This window comes from Streptomyces avermitilis MA-4680 = NBRC 14893 (genome assembly GCF_000009765.2).
GTDB classification, from domain to species: Bacteria; Actinomycetota; Actinomycetes; order Streptomycetales; family Streptomycetaceae; genus Streptomyces; species Streptomyces avermitilis.
This window is the reverse complement of sequence record NC_003155.5, coordinates 2,987,167-3,009,020: the sequence shown is the minus strand read 5'-3', so window position 1 is coordinate 3,009,020 and position 21,854 is coordinate 2,987,167. Positions and strand designations below refer to the sequence as shown.

Genomic DNA, 21,854 nt, shown 5'->3' with positions numbered 1-21,854 from the left:
GGAGCGTCGCCGTGCCTCCCACCGATGCGAGCACCGACGCCGAGCCCGCTACCTCTGCGGACCCCGCCCGTATCGCCGTCTCAGCCCGCTCAGCCGCCGACAGCGAGGACACGCTGGAACTGCGGCTGCCCGACGAACTCGTCGCGCTCTTCGCCGCGGAAGAGGCGGCGGGCGGCGAAGAGGCTGCGGGCGGCGGGGATGGTGCAGTACGAGGCGAGGAAGGGACAGCGGGCGGCGAGGAAGATGCGGTAGGAGGCGCGGAAGAGCCAGCGGGGCGTAAGGACGCGGGGCCCGAGGCGCAGGGCACGGCGACGGCCGCTCCCTCCGTCCCGGCCCGCGCCGGCGCCACGGCTGCTTCGGCGGATTCGGACGGTTGCTCCGACGCCGTTGATCCGGCGGCCCCGTTCGCTGCCGCCTCTACGGTCCCCTCCGCCTCTAGGGTCCCCTCCGCCCCGTCGGTCACGTCTGCCCCGTCGGTCACGTTCGCCACCGCACCCGCACCCGCCCCGCCTTCCCTCGGCGACACCAAGGCCCTCGCCGGCAGGCAAGCCGTCTCCGTCACCCGGGCCGCTGACGACCTGCTCGGCCGCGTCGAGGACTGGGGCCCCACCGTCACCCCCGCGGGCACCTTCCAGCTCGCCCCCGTCCGCCCGGAACGCGACCTTCCGCTCCTCGGGCGCTGGATGAACGACCCCGCTGTCGCCGCCTTCTGGAAGCTGGCGGGCGACGAGTCGGTGACCGAGCAGCATCTGCGCGCCCAGTTGGGCGGTGACGGGCGCAGCGTCCCCTGCCTCGGCGTACTGGAGGGCACACCGATGAGCTACTGGGAGATCTACCGCGCGGACCTCGACTCCTTGGCCCGTCACTATCCGGCCCGCCCCCACGACACCGGAATTCACCTCCTCATCGGCGGTGTCGCCGACCGCGGGCGCGGCCTCGGGTCCACACTGCTGCGAGCCGTCGCCGACCTCGTACTCGACCGGCGTCCTTCCTGCGCACGTGTGGTCGCTGAACCCGATCTGCGCAACACCTCCTCCGTGTCCGCCTTCCTGGGCGCGGGCTTCCGGTTCTCCGCCGAGGTCGACCTGCCCGACAAACGAGCGGCCCTCATGGTCCGGGACCGGCCCCTGCGCGATCTCCTGTAGCGCGATCCGTCTCAGTACACCGCGCGCCCTGTTCCGGTTCCGAGCCGAGGAGCCCCGTGCCGAATCCGCCCGCCGCCGTGATCGCTTCCTTGATCGCCGGCGCGACCGCTCCGAGGCCCGTACGCGGCCGTGCGCAGTACCGCCTCCCACCCCCTTCACGGCCCTTGATCGCGTCCCGCGCTCCGGCCTTGGGCACCCGGTTGTCAGTGCCGCCCCGTAGGGTGGTCGCGCTATGACAAAGCCCTCACTCCCCGAACTCCTGCATGCTGCCGTCACTGCCGTAGGCGGCACGGAGCGCCCTGGCCAGGTGACCATGGCCGAAGCTGTCGCGGAGGCGATCGACGACAGCTCCCATCTGCTGGTCCAGGCCGGCACCGGCACCGGAAAGTCGCTCGGCTACCTGGTGCCGGCGCTCGCGCACGGGGAGCGCGTCATCGTGGCGACCGCCACCCTGGCGCTCCAGCGGCAGCTCGTGGAGCGGGACCTGCCCCGCACCGTCGACGCGCTGCATCCGCTGCTGCGCCGCCGCCCGGAGTTCGCCATGCTCAAGGGCCGGTCGAACTACCTGTGTCTGCACCGACTCCACGAGGGCGTGCCGCAGGACGAGGAGGAGGGTCTCTTCGACCAGTTCGAGGCGGCCGCGCCCACCAGCAAGCTGGGGCAGGACCTGCTGCGGCTGCGCGACTGGTCGGACGAGACCGAGACCGGCGACCGCGACGACCTGACGCCAGGGGTGTCCGACCGCGCCTGGGCCCAGGTGTCCGTGTCCTCCCGGGAGTGTCTGGGCGCGACGAAGTGCGCGTACGGCGCCGAGTGCTTCGCCGAGATGTCCCGCGAGCGCGCCAAGCTCGCCGAGGTCGTGGTCACCAACCACGCGCTGCTCGCGATCGACGCCATCGAGGGCGCGCCGGTCCTCCCGCAGCACGAGGTGCTGATCGTCGACGAGGCCCACGAGCTGGTCTCCCGCGTGACCGGTGTCGCGACCGGCGAGCTCACACCCGGCCAGGTCAACCGCGCGGTGCGGCGCGCCGCCAAGCTCGTCAACGAGAAGGCCGCCGACCAGCTCCAGACCGCCGCCGAGGGCTTCGAGCGGCTGATGGAGCTGGCCCTGCCCGGACGCCTGGAGGAGATCCCCGAGGACCTCGGGTACGCCCTGATGGCACTGCGCGACGCCGCCCGTACGGTGATCTCGGCGATCGGCGCCACCCGCGACAAGTCCGTGCAGGACGAGGACGCGGTGCGCAAGCAGGCGCTGGCTTCGGTGGAGAGCGTGCACGACGTCGCGGAGCGGATCACCAACGGCTCCGAGTGGGACGTCGTCTGGTACGAGCGCCACGACCGCTTCGGCGCGTCCCTGCGGGTCGCCCCCATGTCGGTGTCCGGGCTCCTGAGGGAGAAGCTTTTCGCGGACCGTTCGGTCGTCCTGACGTCCGCGACGCTGAAGCTGGGCGGCGACTTCAACGGGGTGGGGGCATCTCTGGGACTCGCCCCCGAGGGCACGCAGGGCGACGACCTTCCGCAGTGGAAGGGCGTCGACGTCGGCTCCCCCTTCGACTACCCGAAGCAGGGGATCCTGTACGTCGCCAAGCATCTGTCGCGCCCCGCGCGCGACGGCGACCGGGCGGACATGCTGGACGAGCTCACGGAGCTGATCCAGGCAGCCGGTGGCCGCACGCTGGGTCTGTTCTCCTCGATGCGGGCGGCCCAGCTCGCCGCGGAGGAGCTGCGCTCCCGGATCCCCGAGTTCCCGATCCTTCTCCAGGGTGAGGAGACGCTCGGCGAGCTGATCAAGAACTTCGCGGCCGACCCCGAGACGTGCCTCTTCGGCACGCTCTCGCTCTGGCAGGGAGTCGACGTCCCGGGGCCCAGCTGCCAGCTGGTCGTCATGGACAAGATCCCCTTCCCGCGCCCCGACGACCCGCTGATGAGCGCCCGCCAGAAGGCCGTGGAGGACGCCGGGGGCAACGGCTTCATGGCCGTCGCCGCCACACACGCGGCCCTGCTCATGGCCCAGGGCGCGGGCCGCCTGGTGCGGGCCTCGGGGGACCGCGGCGTCGTCGCCGTACTGGACCAGCGGCTCGCGACGGCTCGCTACGGGAGCTATCTGAAGGCGTCACTGCCCGACTTCTGGTACACCACCGACCGTAACCAGGTCCGCAGATCACTGACCGCGATCGACGAGGCGGCGAAGAAGACGGAAGTGACGGAAGTGACAGAAGTGGCGGAAGTAACGGAAGAGGCGGCCAAGGAGTCGGAAGGCGCCTAGCCGGAAGACGATCAGCCTGCCCCCAACGGCCTCGGCCGCGGGACAGGCTGATCGCGGCGCCGCGGACTCCTGGACCGGGGTCCGGACGGCACAGGGCCCCGGAACCGGCGCAGGTGGTCCCGGGGCCCGGTCAGGGGCGTGGTGTGCCGCCGACTGCGGGGGTCACACCCGCCGCAGCACCGCCACCACCTTGCCGAGGATCGTCGCCTCGTCACCGGGGATCGGCTGGTACGCGGAGTTGTGCGGGAGCAGCCACACATGGCCGTCCTCGCGCTTGAAGCGCTTCACCGTGGCCTCGCCGTCCAGCATCGCGGCCACGATGTCGCCGTTCTCGGCGACGGGCTGGCGGCGGACCGTCACCCAGTCCCCGTCGCAGATGGCGGCCTCGATCATGGAGTCGCCGACGACCTTCAGGACGAACAGCTCACCGTCGCCGACCAGCTGCCTCGGGAGCGGGAAGACATCCTCGACCGACTCCTCGGCGAGGATGGGCCCACCGGCGGCGATGCGGCCGACGAGGGGCACGTACGACGCGGCCGGCTTGCCCGCCGTGTCCGTGGGCTGCACGGAGGACGACTGGTCCGATCCACGCACCTCGTATGCGCGCGGGCGGTGCGGGTCGCGGCGCAGGAAGCCCTTGCGTTCCAGTGCCATGAGCTGGTGTGCGACCGAAGAGGTGCTGGAGAGCCCGACCGCCTGGCCGATCTCCCGCATCGACGGCGGGTAGCCGCGCCGCTGCACCGAGTCCCTGATGACCTCGATCACCCGGCGCTGCCGGTCGGTCAGTCCCGAGCTGTCGGCGCGAATGCCTGGAGGTCGGCCTGGCAGGGAGCGCTTGGGTCCCTCGTGGCTTGTGGCTTCGTTCATCGCATGCACCGGCTCGAGTCGGCCCTGGGAGCGGTCCTGGGCAGTGATGGTGGCACTGTCTGCGGTGGTGGTCACGTCGGCCCCTCTCGATGGTCTCCCTGCTGGACAACGGTAGTTGCTTTCGAAAGGTTGCGCCAAACACACGTTCGAGTGAAAAAACGCGGATTGCCTGACGTGATCAAGCGTCTGCGTGTATGGCTGATGTCGCATCCGGCGGACAAAAGTGCCTATTGCTGTACTCTTCAGCGCCGAAGTGAGGGCCTTGTGGGCCGACGCGGGTCGGCGCCCAGTCTGCCATCGCGCACCCTGTCAAGGGGGAACCGACCCCCTTTCCCCACACCGCCCACCGTATCTCCGTGCCTGCTGGAGCGGTATGGCCGTGCGGCACATGCCCATACGCGCACGACACGCGCGTCGTGGGTGGATTTACGAGTCAGGCCCCACATCTAGTGGTTGCATTGCGGCGGCAGCCCACAAGTTGTGGTCCCCCGGTCTTCCGAAGGTCCGGCCATCGCCTATGCTTGGGGCTGCTTCGAGGGGCCCGTGAGGCCTCACGAGGTCTATGAGTCGTGCTGTGAAGGAGGGTTGGAGCCATGCACTGCCCCTTCTGCAGGCACCCGGACAGCCGCGTCGTCGACAGTCGTACGACCGATGACGGCACGTCGATCCGCAGGCGCCGCCAGTGCCCCGACTGCTCCCGTCGTTTCACGACCGTGGAGACGTGCTCGCTGATGGTGGTGAAGCGGTCCGGAGTCACCGAGCCCTTCAGCCGCACCAAGGTCATCAACGGCGTGCGCAAGGCATGTCAGGGGCGGCCTGTCACCGAGGACGCACTCGCCCAGCTCGGCCAGCGGGTCGAGGAGGCGGTGCGCGCCACCGGAAGCGCCGAGCTGACCACCCATGACGTGGGGCTGGCCATACTCGGCCCCTTGCGGGAGCTCGACCTCGTCGCCTATCTGCGGTTCGCGTCCGTCTACCGGGCGTTCGACTCGCTGGAGGACTTCGAGGCCGCGATCGCGGAACTCAGGGAAGAGCAGCGGGAGCGCCCCGCCGTGGACGACGAGGACCACGAAGACGCTGGCGCCGAGCGCCAGGGAACCGACCGCGGGTCCGGAGGGACTGTCGAAGTCCCCGTTCCCGCCACCGTCGCCGACTGACGGGCAGGCCGGCCGGGCCGGTCTGATCGGAGGCGACCACAGACCCGTTGCGCGCAGCCGCGAACGGCGTGCGCGACAAGCAGACACACACCGTGCCACGGGAAGAACGAGGCACTTCAGGGCGTTTTAGCCCGGTACAGGGAGGCGGCATGACAGAGACGGCGAGCGGTCCGGCACGAGGTTCCCGCGCCAAGGGCACCAAGGCCAAGGGGCTGCGCATCGAGCGCATCCACACGACTCCGGGCGTGCACCCGTACGACGAGGTCGAGTGGGCGCGCCGTGACGTCGTCATGACCAACTGGCGCGACGGCTCGGTCAACTTCGAGCAGCGTGGCGTCGAGTTCCCCGACTTCTGGTCGGTGAACGCGGTCAACATCGTCACCAGCAAGTACTTCCGCGGTGCCGTCGGCACCCCGCAGCGCGAAGTGAGCCTCAGGCAGCTCATCGACCGCATCGTGAAGACGTACCGGAAGGCCGGCGAGGACTACAAGTACTTCGCCTCGCCCGCCGACGCCGAGATCTTCGAGCACGAGCTGGCGTACGCCCTCCTGCACCAGATCTTCAGCTTCAACAGCCCCGTCTGGTTCAACGTCGGGACTCCGCAGCCCCAGCAGGTCTCCGCCTGCTTCATCCTGGCGGTCGACGACTCCATGGAGTCGATCCTCGACTGGTACAAGGAAGAGGGCATGATCTTCAAGGGCGGCTCCGGCGCCGGCCTGAACCTCTCCCGTATCCGCTCCTCCAAGGAGCTCCTCTCCTCGGGTGGCAACGCCTCGGGTCCCGTCTCCTTCATGCGCGGTGCCGACGCCTCCGCAGGAACGATCAAGTCGGGCGGCGCCACGCGCCGCGCGGCCAAGATGGTCATCCTCGACGTCGACCACCCCGACATCGAGGACTTCATCGAGACCAAGGTCAAGGAGGAGGAGAAGATCCGCGCCCTGCGTGACGCGGGCTTCGACATGGACCTGGGCGGCGACGACATCACGTCCGTCCAGTACCAGAACGCCAACAACTCGGTCCGCGTGAACGACACGTTCATGAAGGCGGTCGAGGAGGGCGGCAAGTTCGGTCTGACGTCCCGCATGACCGGCGAGGTCATCGAGGAGGTCGACGCCAAGTCGCTCTTCCGCAAGATGGCCGAGGCCGCCTGGGCCTGCGCCGACCCGGGCATCCAGTACGACGACACGATCAACCACTGGCACACGTGCCCGGAGTCCGGCCGTATCAACGGCTCGAACCCGTGCAGCGAGTACATGCACCTGGACAACACGTCCTGCAACCTCGCCTCGCTGAACCTGATGAAGTTCCTGAAGGACGACGGCAAGGGCCGCCAGTCCTTCGAGGTCGAGCGCTTCGCCAAGGTCGTCGAGCTGGTCATCACCGCGATGGACATCTCCATCTGCTTCGCGGACTTCCCGACCCAGAAGATCGGCGAGAACACCCGCGCCTTCCGTCAGCTGGGCATCGGTTACGCCAACCTGGGCGCCCTGCTGATGGCGACCGGCCACGCGTACGACTCCGACGGCGGCCGCGCCCTCGCCGGTGCCATCACCTCGCTGATGACCGGCACCTCGTACAAGCGCTCCGCCGAGCTCGCCGCGGTCGTCGGCCCGTACGACGGATACGCCCGTAACGCGCAGCCGCACCAGCGCGTCATGAAGCAGCACTCCGACGCCAACGGCGTGGCCGTCCGCGTGGACGACCTGGACACGCCGATCTGGGCCGCCGCCACGGAGGCCTGGCAGGACGTGCTGCACCTCGGCGAGAAGAACGGCTTCCGCAACGCGCAGGCCTCGGTCATCGCGCCCACCGGAACCATCGGTCTCGCGATGTCCTGCGACACCACCGGTCTTGAGCCCGACCTCGCGCTGGTCAAGTTCAAGAAGCTGGTCGGCGGCGGTTCGATGCAGATCGTCAACGGCACCGTCCCGCAGGCCCTGCGCCGCCTGGGCTACCAGGAGGAGCAGATCGAGGCGATCGTCGCCCACATCGCCGAGAACGGCAATGTGATCGACGCCCCGGGTCTCAAGCACGAGCACTACGAGGTCTTCGACTGCGCCATGGGCGAGCGCTCCATCTCCGCGATGGGCCACGTCCGCATGATGGCCGCGATTCAGCCCTGGATCTCCGGCGCGCTCTCCAAGACGGTCAACCTGCCGGAGACGGCGACCGTCGAGGACGTCGAAGAGGTCTACTTCGAGGCCTGGAAGATGGGCGTCAAGGCGCTCGCGATCTACCGCGACAACTGCAAGGTCGGCCAACCGCTCTCCGCGAAGAAGAAGGAGACCGAGAAGGCCGAGGTGACCGCGAAGACCGAGGCGACGATCCGTGAGGCCGTCGAGAAGGTCGTCGAGTACCGCCCGGTCCGCAAGCGCCTGCCCAAGGGCCGTCCCGGGATCACGACGTCCTTCACGGTCGGTGGCGCCGAGGGCTACATGACCGCCAACTCCTACCCGGACGACGGTCTCGGCGAGGTCTTCCTGAAGATGTCGAAGCAGGGCTCCACCCTCGCGGGCATGATGGACGCCTTCTCGATCGCCGTCTCGGTGGGTCTGCAGTACGGCGTGCCGCTGGAGACGTACGTCTCGAAGTTCACGAACATGCGCTTCGAGCCGGCCGGTATGACGGACGACCCGGACGTCCGGATGGCGCAGTCGATCGTCGACTACATCTTCCGTCGTCTGGCGCTCGACTTCCTGCCCTTCGAGACGCGGTCCGCGCTCGGCATCCACTCCGCCGAGGAGCGCCAGCGTCACCTGGAGACGGGTTCCTACGAGCCGTCCGACGATGTCGACATGGACGTCGAGGGCCTGGCCCAGTCCGCGCCCCGTGCGCAGGAGCTGAAGGCCGTCGCCACCCCCAAGGCCGAGGTCGCGGCGGCGGTGCCCGCCCCGAAGCAGGCCCACACCAGCGCCGAGCTGGTGGAGATGCAGCTGGGCATCCAGGCGGACGCCCCGCTGTGCTTCTCCTGCGGTACCAAGATGCAGCGGGCCGGCTCCTGCTACATCTGCGAGGGTTGCGGCTCGACCAGCGGTTGCAGCTGACCTGAAGCCCCGAAGGGCGGCACGGCCTTGGGCCGTGCCGCCCTTCGGCGTTGGCGGGTGCTTCGCGGGCCGGATCGCTCGCGGGGCCGCGGTCAGGAGTCCTGACGGCCGCCCATGACGCGCGCGAAGGTCGCCGGGTCCGAGTCGTAGCCGTGGATGCCCGGGTGGAAGGTCCATTCACCGGAGTCGTCGCGTACGAACTCACCGACGGTCGCCGCCGTCGACCCCAGGACGCCGCCGAAGTCGTCCTCGGCCAGCACGGTGTAGCCCTCGCGCATACGCAGGCCGGGGTTCAGGACGCCGACGAACGTCCGGTGCGCGTCGCGCTGCTGGATCACGACGCCGACCACCACGCGCGCGTAGCGGCTGTCGAGCCGGTTCAGCTCCAGCGTCATGACCTCGTCCCAGCCGAAGCCCTTGCCGTCCTTGCTGTCCCGGTTGAGGTAGATCGTGCCGTCGGGGGAGCGGCTGTCGAAGTGCACTACGTAGGCCGGTTTCCCATACGCGTCGCCGGCCAGGAAGGTCGCGGCGACGATGTCGAGATCGGTGGCCGGATCGCCGGGCGGACTGGGGTCCCATTTCACCGCGAGCTCGACCTTGCGGATGCCTTTGTTGAGACCGTTCACCAGAGATCCCCTCCCCGTCGCCCTGTACTCCCTCGGCCCGAACTGCTGTGCAGCCCAGGTCAGTTGTCCATCGTGCCACGCGCGCGGGGGCGCTCGCTCGGGTGCACTCCGCCGGAGCGTGACCTGTGCCACGCTCCGTGGCCTTACGATGGCGCGGTGCTGGTCAAGTGGATTCGCTGCACCGTGGTGGACCGCCGCGGTTTCGAGCGGGGGCAGCGAAGGTGGGCGGGGCTGCTCGGAGAGCCGGGTTTCCGGGGGCAGGGCGGAGGCTGGAGCCGAGGACGGCCCGGTGTCGCGCACATCTTCGCCTTCTGGGAAAGCCGTGCCTTCTACGACTCCTTCATGGCGCGCTCCCATGATCGTCTCGCCGCCACGCAGTCGGGCACCTTCAAGGATTCACAAGTCAAACTCTTCGATCACCGTTTCGATGTGAAGACCGGTTTCGAGCCCCGCTTCACCGACGCCGACCTGGTGCGTGTCGCGCATTGCCGGGTCCACGAGGAGCGGGCCGAGCACTTCGCACTCATGCAGGAGAAGGTCTGGAACCCCGCGATGGCGGGCTCGCCCGGGATGACCCGCGGGCTGTTCGGGGAGGCGCCGGGGCACGAGTTCCTGATCCTGTCGATGTGGCAGTCGGCCGCCGAGCACGGGAAGTACCGCGCCGAGCGGGTGGAGCGACTCGCGCTCAGGGCCCAGACGGAGGCCGACGTCGCGGCCCTGGCGGGCGACATCGTCGATCTGGAACCGGCCTGGATAGTTTGATATCTGGACGGTCCCTCTTCGAAGGGGTGGACGATGGCCTCTTCGGAGGGCGCGAACGGATGGCCTGTCCGGGGTGCGAACGGCGCTCTTCAAAGGGGATGAATCGCATTCAAACGGGCATGTACGTGTGACCTACGCCGTATGGAGCCCATGTGGGTGCTCGATCCGGCGCCGCCCGATCTAGGGTTTTGGCATGGCACGACCACGGCGCATCGTCCTTGTCCGGCACGGCGAGTCAGCGGGCAATGCCGATGACACCGTCTACGAACGCGAGCCCGATCACGCACTGCCGCTCACCGAGGTGGGATGGCGGCAGGCGGAGGAGAGAGGCAAACAGCTGCGCGAGCTCTTCGGGCAGGAGGGCGTAAGCGTTTACGTATCCCCGTACCGGCGTACGCTCGAAACGCTCCGCGCGTTCCACCTGGACCCCGACCTCGTCCGCGTCCGCGAGGAGCCCCGCCTGCGCGAGCAGGACTGGGGCAACTGGCAGGACCGCGACGACGTACGCCTGCAGAAGGCGTACCGGGACGCGTACGGACATTTCTTCTACCGCTTCGCGCAGGGCGAGTCCGGCGCCGACGTGTACGACCGGGTCGGCGGTTTCCTGGAGAGTCTGTTCCGGAGCTTCGAGGCGCCCGACCATCCACCGAACGTGCTCATCGTGACCCACGGCCTGGCCATGCGGCTGTTCTGCATGCGCTGGTTCCATTGGTCGGTCGCGGAGTTCGAATCGCTGTCGAACCCGGGGAACGCGGAGATGCGGATGCTCGTTCTCGGGAACGACGGCAAGTACTCACTTGACCGGCCGTTCGAACGCTGGCGTGATCCGGAACGGTACGGAGCCACCGGATAGAGTGGCAAGGCGATGACCGCTGACTCCTCATACGACGGGCGCCTGGAGCGCGCCCTGTCAGGCCTGCGCGGACTTGCGGTGGGGGACGCGCTCGGCTCGCAGTTCTTCGTGCCCGCGCACTACCCCCTGCTCAAGCGCCGCGAGCTGCCGCCGGGTCCCTGGCGGTGGACGGACGACACCGAGATGACCTGCTCCGTGGTGGCAGTTCTGGCCGCGCACCACCGCATCGACCAGGACGCGCTGGCCCGCTCCTTCGCCGAGCACCTCGATCCCGACCGGGGCTACGGGCCCGCGGTCGCCCGGCTGCTGCGTCAGGTCGGCGAGGGTGGCGACTGGCGGGAGCTCGCCTCCGCCCTCTTCAAGGGGCTCGGATCGTGGGGCAGTGGCGCGGCGGCCCGTATCGCGCCGCTGGGAGCCTGGTACGCGGACGACCCGGAGCAGGCCACCCACCAGGCGGAGATCTCGGCCTACCCCACGCATCAGCACCGTGAAGCCGTGGTGGGCACCATGGCCGTCGCCGCGGCCGCCGCCCTGGCCGCCGATCCGACGGGTCCGCCCAGCGCCGAGGCGCTGCTCGACGGAGTGATCGCGCTCGTGCCGAAGAGCGCCGTCGGCGCGGGACTGCGGCGGGCTCGGGACATGCTCGACTACGGCGACGCGGCGACCGTCGCGGCCGTACTGGGCTGTGGGCGGCGCACGACGGCGCACGACACCGTGCCGTTCGCGCTCTGGTCGGCCGCGCGGGCGCTGAGCGACTACGAACAGGCCTTCTGGACGACCGCCCGGGTGGGCGGTGACGTGGACACGACCTGCGCCATCGTCGGAGGGGTGGTCGCCGCGGGGAAGGCGGGGGCGCCGCCGGGGGAGTGGGTGGAACGTACGGAGAAGCTGCCGGACTGGGTGCCGGGGGTGGCGTAGGGCCATATCCCCTGGTGCTGGTGCTGGTGCTGGTGCTGGTGCTGGTGCTGGTGCTGGTGCTGGTGCTGGTGGTGGTGGTGGGGCGAGTTCCCTGGGTTCGGGCACTGGGCCGGGTCTGAGGGCCGGGGGCCGGGCGTGGCGCAGGGCGGGTGCCACTGTCACAGCCTTGCCACAGAGTGATCGCCGCGGTCTGGGCCGCGGTGCGTCTGGATACCCTTTCCGCCACGCCGCCTGATGATCATGACGGGCGGGTGCCGACGAGATACCGGTCACCAGCCCTCTGCCGCGCCCGCGGTCTTCTTGGGGCTGCGGTGAGGCCGGCTGGGAGGGGGTCCCGTGTCCGACAGACCGTCCACGCCCGAGCCAAGGGATGCGCAGCCGGAAGGTTCCGAAGCATCCCGCGGTGCCGGGCGTGCCAGCCGCTCCGAGCAGTCTGAGCACTCCGATCGCTCAGAGCGCTCCGAGGGCCGTGAGAAGCGCGACCGCGCGGAAGCGACTTCCGGGGCGGGTGCGAGCCGAGATGCCGCCGCTGGCGCCGACAAGAGCTCGGGCTCCGTTTCCGGAGGTGTCGCGACGGTCGAGCGCACCGGCGACGAGGGCGGCTCCTCGGCCGACGACGATTCCGCCGAACCGGACCAGGACGACGATTGGGCGCCGCCGTCGCCGTCGCCATCGCCCGCGCCCTGGCTCGCCGACGTTCAGGCGGGGCCGCCCGCTCCGGTGCGTACGGCCACCCTCTGGGCCGCGTTCGCCACCGGCGTCCTGAGCATGTTGTTCCTCGGCGACGGACTGGCGGTCAACCTCCTGTTCGTCGCGATCCCGGCCGCCCTCGCCGCGCACTTCGCCGCTCAGGCGGCGGGCCGACGCACGCGCGCGTGGACGCTCGTCTGGGGAGTGGGCGGCCTCGCGCTGCTGGCGGTTCCCGCCCTGCGCGACGCGGACTGGCCGTCCTTCCTGGCCGTCGTCACCGCGGTCGCGCTCGGCTCGCTCGCGCTGCACGGGGGTCGCACGTGGCCCGCTGTGCTGCTCGGGCCGATCGGGGTGTTCAACTCCGTGTTCACCGGCGCCGTCTGGGGCTGGCGCGGACTGCGCGAGCGTGCGGGCGGCGGGCACGGGCGCGTGGGACCGGTACTGCGTGCGCTCGTAGTGGCCGCGGTGCTGCTGGTGGTCTTCGGGGCTCTGTTCGCCGGCGCGGACGCCGCCTTCGCCGACCTGCTCGGCGACCTCGTGCCGGACGCCTCCGTCTCCGGCGGCCCCTGGCATGTCCTGCTGTTCGTCCTGGGCGTCGTCTGGGCGCTCGCGGCAGCGCACACAGCCGCCGCTCCCGCACGCTGGGACCGGGCCGAGATACCCGAGGGCCGTGAGCGCGGCCGCGTCGAGTGGGCACTGCCGCTGATCGTGCTCGCCGTGCTCTTCGCGGTCTTCAACGCGGTACAACTCGCCGTGCTCTTCGGCGGGTACGACGCCGTACTGAAGAAGACGGGCCAGACGTACGCCGAGTACGCGCGCCAGGGCTTCTGGCAGCTGCTCCTGGTCACGCTGCTGACGCTGCTCGTCATCGTCGTGGCCCTGCGCTGGGCGCCGCGCGACGGATCGCGCGACCGGACGCTCGTACGTGGTGTGCTGGGAACTCTGTGCGCGCTCGCGCTCGTTGTCGTGGCATCCGCTGTGCGGCGTATGGACATGTATGTGGAGGCGTATGGGCTCACGCGACTGAGGATCTCGGTGCTTTCGGCCGAGCTGTGGCTCGGCCTGGTCATCGTGCTCATCATGGCGGCCGGGGTGTGGGGAGCCCGCTGGCTGCCGCGTGCCGTCGCGGCGAGTGCGGCCGCGGGGGTGCTCGTGTTCGGGTTCGTCTCACCGGACGGTCTGATCGCCGAGCGCAACGTCCAAAGGTACGAGGAGACCGGCAAGTTCGACCTCGACTACGCGCGCGACCTGTCCGCCGACGCCGTACCGGCCCTCGATGAGCTGAAGGAGCCGCTGCGTTCCTGCGCGCTGCGCGCCATCGCACGGGGTCTGGGTGAGGACGGCCCCTGGTACGCGACGAGCTGGGGGCAGGCGCGCGCCCGGCAGATCCTCGACGACCGTCCGGTCTCGCCGGACGCGGACTGGAGCGTGTGCGACCGCTTCGATACGGACCTGATGTACCGCTGACGCGCGCTCTCACGGTCATCGGCGCCGACCGCCTCCGAGCGGTTGCCGAGGCACCTGCCGGCTCCCGAGCGGTGAGTACGGCGAGAGGGGCGCCGAGGCCGGCGGCGGTGAGGATCAGGCAGCCCTTGCCCATCGCTTCGGACGGCCCCCGCTCAGCTCCACGTGGCCCGGCCTCCGTGGTTCTGTGCCGCTGATCGGCCGATCAGCGGCACAGAACCACGGCCGGTCAGCCTCCGGCGGGTCCCGCCGCGCCCGCCGTACCGGCGAGGGCCTCCAGGTCGCTCTTGCGGACCCGGATGACCAATCCGGCCGTGACCAGGGCCAGTACGGCCATCGCGACGGCCGGGATGAACGCCGTGGAGATGCCGTGCGCCAGCACTTCGTTCCCCCAGGGAGCGGGCAGCTGATGCGTCTTGGCGAACTCCGCCTTCTGCTCGGCCGAGCCGTCCGCCAGGAACTTCGGCAACTGTTTCTCCGCCTCGTCACGACTGGCCGAGCCGAAGACCGTGGTCAGGATGGAGAGGCCGAGCGAACCGCCCACCTGTTGGGTGGCGTTGAGCAGACCGGAGGCCGCCCCCGCCTCGTGCACGGCGACACCCGAGACCGCGGTGAGCGTGAGCGTCACGAAGTTCAGGCCCATGCCGAAGCCGAACAGCAGCATCGGGCCGAGCACCCCGCCGAGGTACGAGCTGTCGGGGTTGATGAAGGTCTGCCAGCCGAGCCCGAGCACGACGATCGACGAACCGGTGACCATGAACGGCTTGGGGCCGAGCACCGGCAGGAACCGCTGTGACAGACCCGCGCCGGTCACGATCGCCGCCGTCACGGGCAGGAAGGCCAGGCCCGCCTGGATCGGCGAGTAGTCCAGCACGTTCTGCACGAACAGCACGATGAAGAAGAACATGCCGAACATCGCCGCGGCCAGGCTCAGCATGATCACATACGTGCCCGAACGGTTGCGGTCGGCGAACATCTTCAGCGGGGTGATCGGCTCCTTGGCCCGCATCTCGACGAAGCCGAAGGCCAGCAGCAGCACCACGGCGGCACCGAAGGACCCGATCGTCAGGCTGTCCCGCCAGCCCTCCTCCGACGCACGGATGAAGCCGTACACCAGGGACGCCATGCCGGCCGTCGAAGTGAGCGCGCCCGCGATGTCGAAGCGCCCGGGGTGCCGTTCGGACTCGCTGATGTACATCGGCGCGAGCACGGCGATCAGAACCCCGATGGGCACGTTGACGAAGAGCACCCAGCGCCAGTCGAGCCACTCCGTGAGCATTCCGCCGGCGAGCAGGCCGATCGCGCCGCCTCCGGCCGAGACGGCGGCGAAGACACCGAACGCGCGGTTCCGCTCCGGGCCCTCGGGGAACGTGGTGGTGATGAGGGCCAGCGAGGTCGGCGACGCGATCGCGCCACCGACGCCCTGAAGGGCGCGTGCGGCCAGCAGTTGCCAGGGTTCCTGCGCGAGACCGCCGAGGAACGAGGCGAGCGTGAACAACAGGATGCCGGTCATGAAGACCCGGCGCCGCCCGAGGATGTCACCGGCCCGGCCGCCGAGCAGCAGCAGGCCGCCGAAGGTGAGGGTGTACGCGCTGACCACCCAGGTCAGGTCGGTCGTGCTGAACTTGAGCGCGTCTTGAATGTGCGGAAGGGCGATGTTCACAATCGTCGAATCGAGTACCACCATGAGTTGGCAGGCCGCGATGACGGCGAGTGCGATGCCGGGGTGCCCCTCCCGGCGGGCTGCTCCCGGCTTCTTCTGATCATGGATTAACTGAGAGGTTGTCACTATGGGTCCCCCACAAGTGCGTTAGTGAACGCCCGCGTTCACTGTCGCGTCAACGGTAGTGAGTCCCCGACAGTGAACGCAAGCGTTCACTGAAGCTGCCGACCGCCGCGTGGTGTATCCCCTTGATGCCGCGTGGCGCATCCCCACCCCCGGAATCACCGCTTCCTCATGCTCGACGGAGATACGCAGATGGTTACTTCGCGCTGGACGGCCGCCCCCGCTCAGACGGCCTCCCTTCGCCGGCGCGGTGCTGTGCTCGAACGCGCGATCCTCGACGCCGCGCTCGAACAGCTCAGCACGGTCGGCTGGAACGGCCTCACCATGGAGGGTGTCGCCGCCGGCGCCCAGACGGGCAAGGCGGCGGTCTATCGCCGCTGGCCCTCCAAGGAGGACCTCGTCGTCGACGCGCTCCAGGCAGGACTGCCACGCTTCGACGAGGTGCCCGATCTGGGGTGCGTGCGCGAGGACCTGCTCCAGCTGTGCCGACAGGCGCGCGAGGCGATGTTCTCGCGCCCTGGGCTCGCGCTGCGCTCGGTGATTCACGAATGCGACTCGAGTCAGGCCGATCGCTTCGGAGGGGTGATCCTCGAAGGGGTGGTGGAGCCGACCGTCAAACTGTTGCGTGCCATCATCAACCGGGGAATCGAACGGGGAGAGGTGCGCTCCGATGCGGCGAACGGGTACGTCTTCGACGCCATTCCGGCGATGATGATGTACCGCACAAAGATGTGCGCGAGCGAATGGAGTGAACGCGACATCGAGGAGCTGGTCGATCAGCTGATGGTTCCGCTGCTGCGGCCGCAAGGTGCCTGACGCTGCGGTCGGAAGGTGTCTGACGCTGCGGCCGCGAGATGTCCGATGTCGCGGCCGAGAGGTGGCCGATGGGGAGTCCGGAAGATGGCGGATGCGAGTCCGGAGGGCGCCCGATGGGGAGTCCCGGGCCCGGCTGGTGTGCGGCTGGAGGGTGTCTGATCGTGTGCTTGTGCGGTGCTCGACCGGTATCTGTGGCGCCGTCGGTGAAGGCCCTGAGGTCGCCCAGGGGAACCGGGGTGTCGCAGGGGGTTCCCGGCGGCGTACGCTAAGGGCGCCATGCCGTACGAACCACCCACTCACACCGTCGAGCGCTCCCTCCGCGCAACGACCGGAGCGAAGGTCATTGCCGGTGTCGACGAGGTGGGGCGCGGCGCGTGGGCCGGGCCCGTCACCGTCTGCGCGGCGATCACCGGACTGCGCCGGCCTCCCGAAGGCCTCACCGACTCCAAGCTGCTGACCGTCAAGCGACGCACTGTGCTCGCCGAGGAGCTGCGGAAGTGGGTGACCTCGTACGCTCTGGGGCACGCCTCTCCCGAGGAGATCGACGCCCTGGGGATGACGGCCGCGCTGCGACTCGCCGCCGTACGCGCCCTGGAGGCCTTGCCGGTCCGTCCCGACGCGGTCATTCTCGACGGGAAGCACGACTATCTCGGGTCGCCCTGGAAGGTTCGTACGGTGATCAAGGGTGACCAGTCCTGCGTGGCCGTTGCGGCGGCCTCGGTGATCGCCAAGGTGCAGCGCGACAAAATGATGGCCGAACTGGGCATCGAACATGCAGACTTCGGTTTTGCGGCCAACGCCGGGTATCCGTCACCGGTGCACAAGGCCGCGCTGGCGGAGCGGGGCCCCACCCCGTACCACCGGCTGTCGTGGGCGTATCTTGATGCGCTGCCCCAGTGGCGGCACCTCAAGAAGGTCCGCAGCTGGGCGGACGGAAGCGTTCCGGAAATCGAGGGCCAGCTCGGCTTCGATTTCTGACTGTTTCCGCTCGCACTCATGTGCCACCCGCCGACGCGATCCGCACCGGCGTTTGATAAAAAGCAGCTCATGCCTCTCATTCCCGAGGAGCCTCAGATTCACGAGAGTGCCCAGGGTCCCCGCGCCACTCCGGCCAGTGGCCGTACCGCGCCGACCCCCCGCCCCGTACCCGGCCCCCGTCCCGCGGCTCCGTCGCGGCCCGGCCGTCCGGGTCCCGTCCGGCCGATGCCGGCCCAACGCACCCCACGCGATCCGGCCGTGGCCACGCCCGGACCGGCCGCTCCGGCGGCTGCCGTTACCCCTGCCACCCCGCAGATCCAGTTGATCCCGGCCTCGGTCGAGGGCGCGCTGGACGCTGCCGAGGAGGCCGTCGACCTGCTGCTGGAGTCGGGCCGTGCCCCGGGGGAGGTGCTGGTGGTCACCACCGGCGAACCGCACCCGTGGGCCGCGCACGAGCTGTCCTTCGGCGAGGCTGCCTACTGGGCTCAGCACGACGCGGGCGACGACGTCTTCTACGCCGACGCCTCCGCGGTCGGCCGGGCCGCGTCCCGGCCGGTGGTCGTGGTCGCGGTCAACGGCGGCCCTGCCGGCGTCGCTGCCACCGCGCTTCCGCTGGCGCTCGGCCGGGCCGGAGCCCTGCTGATCGTCTGCGGCGACCCGCAGCAGATCAACTCGGTGCTGGGCGCCGGGGTCTGAGCGACTCGGGCTCGGCCGCCGTGCGGTCCGATCGCGCTGAGGCCTCGTAGGTCTCGACGCGCTCGGACTCCGTCCGTCCGGTTCGTGCCGCGGTACGGGGCCCGGCCGGGACACCTGTGGCCGGGGCGGTGAGGGTGCCGCTGCGGCGGCACCTGCACGGCGGTTGCCCCGGTGTGCCCTCAGTACGTTTTCGCAGGCGTGTCACCGGCTCGCGGTGCGAGTGGTGTCTCCGGGCGTGCTGTCGTGCGTCGCCGGTGGCGTGAGGCTGCCGCACCCTTCGCGTGATGCGTGATGCGTGATGCGTGATGCGTGATGCGTGATGCGTGATGCGTGATGCGTGATGCGTGATGCGTGATGCGTGATGCGTGATGCGTGATGCGTGGCGCGTAATGCGTAAGGCTGCCTCACTTGTGGTGTGTGAGGCCTGCCGCACTTTTGGTGCGGCAGGCTGCCGTGCCCATCGCCTGGGTGCGAGTGGCTGTCTTGCGCAACTCGCGGTGCGGGGTCTGTCGTACGCCCCTGGTGGTACGCCGGGGCCCGGCCGCTCAGCGGGCGGCCGCCCGGCGCAGCACCTCCGACGCGGAGCCTCCGGTGCGCGGCAGTGGTGGTGGCGCGCTGGTCAGTTCGAAAGCCTCCGGCGGCGAGTCCGTGTTGGGGCGGCGTCCGCCCCGGCCCTCGCCCAGGACCTGCCAGCCGTCACGCGTCAGTGTGATGTACGCCCCGCAGCGCAGCCCGTGGAGTGTGCACGCGTCGCGTAGCCCCCACATCCACGCCCCGTCCTCCTCCGTCCAACGCGCGTCGCCCTCACGGCAGTAGAGCAGCACGGCCGTGCGGACCGGCGTACGGCGTCGCAGGTCGTGCGGGATGACCCGGCGCAGCTGCGCGAGCAGCGCGTTGCGGAACATCCAGCCGTCGGCCGGGGCCGCCCGCCGGGTGAAGGAGGCGCTCGCCTGAAGCCGTTCTTCCGGATCGAGGACGGCCACGATGGCGGTTGCCGGGCCGGGCCGGTGCCGGGAGTGCAGCCCGCTGACGACCTCCCGGGGATTGCGCAGCAGCGGAATCCCCGCGGCGGCCCACTCCGCGGGTTCGAGCATCCGGGTCAGAGGGTTGGCGGAAGCGGCGGACAGGTCGGCGGAGGTCGACATGGATGCCGCCGAGGACGGTGCGAATCCGAAGGTCACGGTCCTCCCTTCGGCTACGCGCCCATACTGCGGGCGGGGGTCGGACTTGGGGGAGCGCACGCCGCAGCAGAGCCCTACCGGACCACGGACGAGCCGTGCGGGGAGCGGACCTCAATTCTTCCTGTCGAACTTGGTTGCGGCAACGAGCAATTGGGGCCACAGCCCGTTTTCATGTGGTGCGTCGGCTATATCCCCGCTACATCTCTGCCCAATGTGCTCCGCAGCGACGCGCGGGTCACGCTTGTACGGCCAGGACCAGCGGCAACACCCCCGACGCACCGGCTCGTCGAAGCATGCGCGCGGCCACCGCGAGGGTCCAGCCCGTCTCTGTCGCATCGTCCACGAGAAGTACCGGACCGCCGGCTTCCTTGAGCGCGGTGGCCAGGGCGGGCGGCACGGTCAGTGCCCCGTCGAGCGCCTTCAGCCGCTGCGCGCTGTTGCTCCGGTGGACCTGCGCGAACTCACCGGTGTACTCGATGGACCCCAGCAGCGGCAGCCGTCCGATCTCCGCGATCCGCGCCCCCAGGGACTGGATCAGCTGCGGACGCGTACGGGAGGCCATCGTGACGACGCCCACCGGACGCGGCTGTGCGTCGGGCCCTGCGGAGGCCCAGCCTCCCGGCCCCTTCGCCCAGTCGGCCAGCACACCGACCACGGCCTTGGCGACATCGTCCGGCACCGGCCCGTCCGGGGCTTGGGGCGTGAGCATCGGCCGCAGCCGGTTGCCCCAGCCGATGTCCGACAGCCGCCCCAGCGCACGCCCGGGCGCGGCCAGCTCTCCGGCCGGGATACGCCCCTTCAGGTCGACGCCGACCGCCGGCAGGCCCGTCGGCCACATCTTCCGGGGCTCGACCTCGACGCCCGCACGCCCGAGTTCGCCACGTGCCGCGTCGAGCGACCCGGACGACACGGAGTCGTGGAATCGGCCTCCGGCGCAGTTGTCGCAGCGCCCACAGGGAGCCGCCCCCTCGTCGTCGAGCTGCCGCCGCAGGAACTCCATCCGGCAGGCCGTCGTCGTCACGTAGTCGCGCATCGCCTGCTGCTCAGCCGACCGCTGCTTGGCCACCCAGGCGTAGCGCTCGGTGTCGTACGTCCAAGGAACGCCCGTCGAGACCCAGCCGCCCTGCACACGCCGTACGGCCCCGTCGACATCGAGGACCTTGAGCATCGTCTCCAGACGTGAGCGGCGCAGTTCGACCAGCGGTTCGAGGGCGGGCAGGGACAGTGGTCGGTCGGCCCGCGCCAGGACGTCCAGTGTGCGTCGCACCTGCTCCTCCGGGGGAAACGCGACCGAGGCGAAGTACTCCCAGATCGCCTGATCCTCCTTGCCCGGCAGGAGCAGCACCTCGGCGTGCTCCACACCGCGGCCCGCGCGCCCCACCTGCTGGTAGTACGCGATGGGGGACGAGGGCGAGCCGAGGTGGACGACGAACCCGAGGTCGGGCTTGTCGAAGCCCATACCCAGGGCGGACGTGGCTACCAGGGCCTTGACCCGGTTGCCGAGCAGGTCCTCCTCCGCTTGTAGCCGGTCCGCGTTCTCCGTCTTGCCGGTGTACGAGGCCACGGTGTGCCCGCACTGACGCAGGAAGGCCGTGACTTCCTCGGCCGCAGCCACGGTGAGCGTGTAGATGATGCCGGAGCCCGGCAGGTCGTTGAGGTGTTCGGCGAGCCAGCCCATGCGGTGGGCGGCGTCCGGCAGGCGCAGCACGCCGAGACTGAGGCTCTCCCGGTCGAGCGGTCCGCGCAGCACGAGCGCGTCCGTGCCGCCTCCGGTGCCGAGTTGTTCGGCCACGTCGGCCGTGACGCGCGCGTTGGCCGTCGCGGTGGTGGCGAGGACCGGCACACCGGACGGGAGGTCGGCGAGCATGGTGCGCAGCCGGCGGTAGTCGGGCCGGAAGTCGTGGCCCCAGTCGGAGATGCAGTGCGCCTCGTCGACCACGAGGAGGCCGGTCGCGGCGGCCAGCTTGGGCAGCACCTGGTCGCGGAAGTCGGGGTTGTTGAGCCGCTCCGGGCTCACCAGGAGCACATCGACCTCGCTCGCGGCCACCTCGGCCTGGATCGTGTCCCACTCCTCCGTGTTGGACGAGTTGATGGTCCTCGCGCGGATGCCCGCGCGGGCCGCCGAATCCACCTGGTTGCGCATGAGCGCGAGGAGTGGCGAGACGATGACCGTGGGACCCGCGCCCTGCTCGCGCAGCAACGCGGTCGCGACGAAGTACACCGCGGACTTGCCCCAGCCCGTGCGCTGCACGACCAGGGCCCTGCGCTTGTGGGCCACCAGTGCCTCGATGGCCCGCCACTGATCCTCGCGCAGCCGGGCCTCGCCCGTCGGCGCGCCCACGAGGCGGGCGAGCACGGCATCGGCCGCGGTACGCAGGTCTCCGTCCGGGGCGGGGCGCGGGTCTGCGGACGGGGCGGGTCGTTGGTCTTCGTCGCTCATGGCATCCATGCAACCCGATCGGTCGGACATTGCGCGAATGAGGCAGCCGGCCTGTGGACAACTCCTGGCGTGCTCATGGCCATGGTTATCCACAGGTTCAAGCGGAATTCCAAGATCCGCGAGATGGTCACGGCATGACGAACCACGACGAAGCGGCCGGCACGT

Annotated in this window: 16 protein-coding genes; 11 read left to right on the top strand and 5 right to left on the bottom strand. The window is 70.0% G+C overall.

The genetic code is table 11. The features are described 5' to 3' along the window. The first annotated feature begins 11 nt into the window (after positions 1-11). Positions 12-1,145, top strand: a complete 1,134-nt coding sequence (locus SAVERM_RS45920; protein WP_010983902.1) for a GNAT family N-acetyltransferase — start codon at positions 12-14, stop codon at positions 1,143-1,145. A gap of 232 nt (positions 1,146-1,377) precedes the next feature. Next, complete coding sequence (locus SAVERM_RS12850; RefSeq protein ID WP_010983901.1) at positions 1,378-3,411, top strand: ATP-dependent DNA helicase; 2,034 nt, start codon at positions 1,378-1,380, stop codon at positions 3,409-3,411. Between the two features lie 162 nt (positions 3,412-3,573). Here SAVERM_RS12850 and lexA read toward each other — a convergent pair whose 3' ends face one another. Next, the gene (lexA, locus tag SAVERM_RS12845; RefSeq protein ID WP_010983900.1) at positions 3,574-4,353 is read right to left on the bottom strand and encodes a transcriptional repressor LexA; all 780 of its coding nucleotides are present in this window, start codon (positions 4,351-4,353) and stop codon (positions 3,574-3,576) included. 518 nt (positions 4,354-4,871) lie between these two features. Between lexA and nrdR the strand changes: the two genes are divergently transcribed. Both nrdR and SAVERM_RS12835 read left to right on the top strand, forming a co-directional pair. Beyond that, the gene (nrdR, locus tag SAVERM_RS12840) at positions 4,872-5,435 is read left to right on the top strand and encodes a transcriptional regulator NrdR (RefSeq protein WP_010983899.1); all 564 of its coding nucleotides are present in this window, start codon (positions 4,872-4,874) and stop codon (positions 5,433-5,435) included. Between the two features lie 149 nt (positions 5,436-5,584). Continuing rightward, positions 5,585-8,479: a vitamin B12-dependent ribonucleotide reductase gene (locus tag SAVERM_RS12835; protein ID WP_010983898.1), complete on the top strand. Its 2,895-nt coding sequence runs from the start codon at positions 5,585-5,587 to the stop codon at positions 8,477-8,479. A gap of 92 nt (positions 8,480-8,571) precedes the next feature. Here SAVERM_RS12835 and SAVERM_RS12830 read toward each other — a convergent pair whose 3' ends face one another. Then, positions 8,572-9,105, bottom strand: coding sequence for a TerD family protein (locus SAVERM_RS12830; protein WP_010983897.1), 534 nt, complete (start codon positions 9,103-9,105; stop codon positions 8,572-8,574). Positions 9,106-9,261: 156 nt separating this feature from the next. On the opposite strand from SAVERM_RS12830, the gene SAVERM_RS12825 reads away from it, so the two are divergent. From SAVERM_RS12825 to SAVERM_RS12810, 4 genes are all read left to right on the top strand, one after another. After that, positions 9,262-9,867, top strand: a complete 606-nt coding sequence (locus SAVERM_RS12825; RefSeq protein WP_010983896.1) for a YdbC family protein — start codon at positions 9,262-9,264, stop codon at positions 9,865-9,867. Positions 9,868-10,060: 193 nt separating this feature from the next. Beyond that, on the top strand, positions 10,061-10,720 hold the full coding sequence (locus SAVERM_RS12820; RefSeq protein WP_010983895.1) for a histidine phosphatase family protein: 660 nt from the start codon (positions 10,061-10,063) through the stop codon (positions 10,718-10,720). Positions 10,721-10,732: 12 nt separating this feature from the next. Further along, a complete protein-coding gene (locus tag SAVERM_RS12815) occupies positions 10,733-11,638 on the top strand; it encodes an ADP-ribosylglycohydrolase family protein (protein ID WP_010983894.1) in 906 nt (301 codons plus the stop codon). A gap of 720 nt (positions 11,639-12,358) precedes the next feature. Further along, positions 12,359-13,795, top strand: a complete 1,437-nt coding sequence (locus SAVERM_RS12810) for a DUF4153 domain-containing protein (RefSeq protein ID WP_042492990.1) — start codon at positions 12,359-12,361, stop codon at positions 13,793-13,795. A gap of 226 nt (positions 13,796-14,021) precedes the next feature. Here the strand turns inward: SAVERM_RS12810 and SAVERM_RS12805 are convergent, their stop codons facing one another. Then, on the bottom strand, positions 14,022-15,581 hold the full coding sequence (locus tag SAVERM_RS12805) for an MFS transporter (RefSeq protein WP_010983892.1): 1,560 nt from the start codon (positions 15,579-15,581) through the stop codon (positions 14,022-14,024). Between the two features lie 189 nt (positions 15,582-15,770). Between SAVERM_RS12805 and SAVERM_RS12800 the strand changes: the two genes are divergently transcribed. From SAVERM_RS12800 to SAVERM_RS12790, 3 genes are all read left to right on the top strand, one after another. Further along, on the top strand, positions 15,771-16,394 hold the full coding sequence (locus tag SAVERM_RS12800) for a TetR/AcrR family transcriptional regulator (protein WP_010983891.1): 624 nt from the start codon (positions 15,771-15,773) through the stop codon (positions 16,392-16,394). Between the two features lie 276 nt (positions 16,395-16,670). Further along, complete coding sequence (locus tag SAVERM_RS12795) at positions 16,671-17,372, top strand: ribonuclease HII (RefSeq protein ID WP_010983890.1); 702 nt, start codon at positions 16,671-16,673, stop codon at positions 17,370-17,372. 69 nt (positions 17,373-17,441) lie between these two features. Further along, complete coding sequence (locus tag SAVERM_RS12790; protein ID WP_010983889.1) at positions 17,442-18,068, top strand: hypothetical protein; 627 nt, start codon at positions 17,442-17,444, stop codon at positions 18,066-18,068. 545 nt (positions 18,069-18,613) lie between these two features. Here the strand turns inward: SAVERM_RS12790 and SAVERM_RS12785 are convergent. Together SAVERM_RS12785 and SAVERM_RS12780 are read right to left on the bottom strand one after the other, a co-directional pair. Then, complete coding sequence (locus SAVERM_RS12785) at positions 18,614-19,249, bottom strand: hypothetical protein (protein WP_010983888.1); 636 nt, start codon at positions 19,247-19,249, stop codon at positions 18,614-18,616. Positions 19,250-19,484: 235 nt separating this feature from the next. Beyond that, a complete protein-coding gene (locus tag SAVERM_RS12780) occupies positions 19,485-21,689 on the bottom strand; it encodes a RecQ family ATP-dependent DNA helicase (protein ID WP_010983887.1) in 2,205 nt (734 codons plus the stop codon). Positions 21,690-21,854 lie beyond the last annotated feature (165 nt).